Annotated in this window: 2 protein-coding genes; both read right to left on the bottom strand. The window is 61.0% G+C overall.

Translation table 11 applies throughout. The features are described 5' to 3' along the window. Positions 1-1,188 (bottom strand): sensor histidine kinase (locus tag AC1DXV_RS33485; protein ID WP_477937867.1); only part of this gene is annotated, 1,188 nt, incomplete at its 3' end. Positions 1,189-1,203: 15 nt separating this feature from the next. Beyond that, positions 1,204-2,700 (bottom strand): ATPase domain-containing protein, encoded by a 1,497-nt coding sequence (locus AC1DXV_RS33480; protein WP_477870087.1) that lies wholly within the window; start codon positions 2,698-2,700, stop codon positions 1,204-1,206. Positions 2,701-2,757 lie beyond the last annotated feature (57 nt).

Below are 2,757 nucleotides of genomic sequence, written 5' to 3'. Positions count from 1 at the left end.
GCAAGATTCAATCGCTAGCCTGAGCACTTCAACAAGGTTGACCGAAATTGGTTCCAAGTGAAATTTGCCAGTCTGAGCTCGCGAGCTGTCCAGCAAATCATCCACGATGCGCGCTAGATGAGACACCTGACGCTGGATAACCTCCTGCAGCCGGGCGTGCTGCGCTTCGTCGGTGCGAACGCGTTTGAGCAGTTCTGTAGCCGAGCGGATAGGCGCCAGTGGGTTTCGCAACTCGTGAGAGACGATGGCGAGGAATTTGACCTGCTGCTGATGAGTCTTCACTGCTCGAGCTTCAGACTCCTGCAAGGCTAACGACGACAGGACCAACTGTTCGTTCGCGTCACGCAAACTGCGCGGATCAGGTGCATGAGAGAACTGTCGCTCCGCAGGTGAGGCTTCTCCTGATTCAGTTGAGGCAGCGAGTTGAACCGCGTCATTTTCCGGAAACGCGTGATGGAAGCTATAGGCACGGCCGCCGCGGCGTTTGACTCGRTACATCGCCTCGTCTGCGGCGTCGATGAGGCGCGCGGAGTCGTCGCCGTCCTGCGGATAGATCGCGATTCCGATGCTCGCGCTCAACTTCATTGCAGGTGCATCCCTGAGATCGGTCGGGGCTTGCAGGGCCTGAAGCATCTTCTCGGCCACCAACGCAGCGTCGGCGGCATCCGAGATTTCCGTAAGCAGCACTACGAACTCGTCTCCGCCGTGCCGACTCACGGCGTCGGAGGCTCGCACGACTCCCTCTAGTCGACGAGCAACGACTTGCAGCACCTGATCGCCTACAGCGTGACCGAGCGTGTCGTTGACTTCCTTGAACTTGTCGATGTCGACAAAGAGGACTGCAAAGCTCGATTCACGCCGATGGGCCATGACGATGGCGTTGTGCAACCTGTCCATCATCAAGGCGCGGTTGGGCGTGTCGGTCAACGCGTCGCGCTGTGTGCTCTGCGTTAGTTCGCTCAGCCTGGCCGTTGTCTCCTGCGCGATCCGTTCGGCGGTCATCACCGCCAACACCAACTTTTCATTGGCCTGCAGCAGCTGGGCCGCCTTCGTGTCGTCGAACTCCCGCTGAACCTGCTCGATGTCGCGTCTAAGGCGAAACAGCTCCTTGCGGAGTTCCTCGACGGCCGATGTTGACTCCGACGAGCCCGCCGATCCAGCAGAGGGCTGGCCGAGATCGCCGCTCATGGTGTCATCGATCCGTCAACGGAGAGCAGGGCCGTCGCCTGGGGTTGAAGCGAGAAGGGAGCGGGCCGGGCGCCTGGTGGGGCGGCCTCCCAAGATGCCTTCATGCTCAGCGAGCATGTCCCCAATCTGGATGCCCTGTGCATCAATGTGAAAGAGGCGCAGCTCGTTCGAATGAGCACTCCCTCGCACCTTGACGACTGCGAGCACGCGCTGCAGCCGGCTGTCTACTTCCACATAGCGCTGCACGATGATCGCGTCGGTTAGGAAGGCGGTTCCGTACGGACTGAAGCGGAGGTCGTCGTAGCGGTCTTCCAGTTCCGAAGTCATCAGGACGGTGGTGCCGGTGCGGGCCAGCGCTCTCACCATGCGCGACAGCGATTCGCGGAAATCTTCCCGGAAGGTTGGAGCCAGCGCCAGCTCGAATCCCGACAGGGAATCGATCACCACCCGGCTGGCTCCTAGTCGCCGGACCTCATTCAGGAGCAAGTGGCTCATTTCGTCGACCGACAGGTTCTCCGCGCCTGTTTCAACAATGCTCACGTGGCCCGCTTCGATCAGCGCCGCGACGGCAGGTGAATGTGACAGCCCCGGTCGCTGCTCGAAGGCGGCGATTACACCTTTCTCGCCGTGGCTTGCGCCTTCGGCCAGGAAAGCAGAAGCGAGAATCGATTTGCCGGAGCCGGAAGGCCCAGCGACCAGTAGCGAATAGCCGCGCGGCAGACCTCCGCCCATCAACTGGTCCAGACCGCGGACACCCATTCTCAGCCGGTCGTTAACGGCCCGGGGCAGATCATGGCCGCGTTGCTCGGCCTGAGCTGGCGCAAACACGTGGAGGCCGTCGTGGTCGATGCGAAACGTATGAAGTCCCGGCAAAGTTGCCTGACCTCGCATCTTCATGATTTCGAGCTTGCGCACCACCGAATTCCTCTGCGTGCTCTGGCGAAACCAGAGCAAGCCGTCGGCGACGGTGAAGACTGGGTTTGGATCCGCGTCGGTGAAGTACTCCCCAATCAGGAACGTCGTGGCCTGCCAGCTCGTCATGAGTATTCCCAGTTGCTGCACAAACTGCTGCAGCCCGAGGTAGCTGCTGCCCGCGCCTTCGCTAGCCAGCATCACAGAGCGGAATGAGTCGACGAAAACCAGTGCCGGGCCGTGCTCTTCCACCGCGGCGACGATCCTCTTCAATACTTTCTCGAGATCACCGGTTGCTGTGTCATCAGCCAGGTTGATGAAGTGGATCGAGCTGTTGACCTTGGCGTCGTCGAAGAATTCGAACTGCTGCATGTAGCGCAGCATCTTCAGTGGTGGCTCGCCGAGGACCGTGAAGTAGAGCGCCGGTCTCTCGGGGGTGGCCAGCGCGAACATCATCTGATGCGCGAGCGTCGTCTTTCCGCTGCCCGGCGCCCCCGCGATGATGTTGAAGGAGAACTCCGGCAGGCCACCGCCGAGCACGATGTCCAGCCCGGGTACGCCGGTGGACAGGCGGTTGATGGTTGCTTTGCCTGTAGTCATGGTGAGGGATCCTGCGCGGGTTCTTCGGTGAAGGGTCTGTCCAGAGACGTGCCGAGC

The organism is Rhizobacter sp. P3_C12 (assembly GCF_056402735.1).
This window is presented reverse-complemented; position numbering and strand designations above follow the sequence as displayed.

Bases quoted from the DNA above. Each gene is read 5' to 3' on its own strand.
- AC1DXV_RS33480 (WP_477870087.1), bottom strand. From the start codon at position 2,700: ATGACTACAGGCAAAGCAACCATCAACCGCCTGTCCACCGGCGTACCC.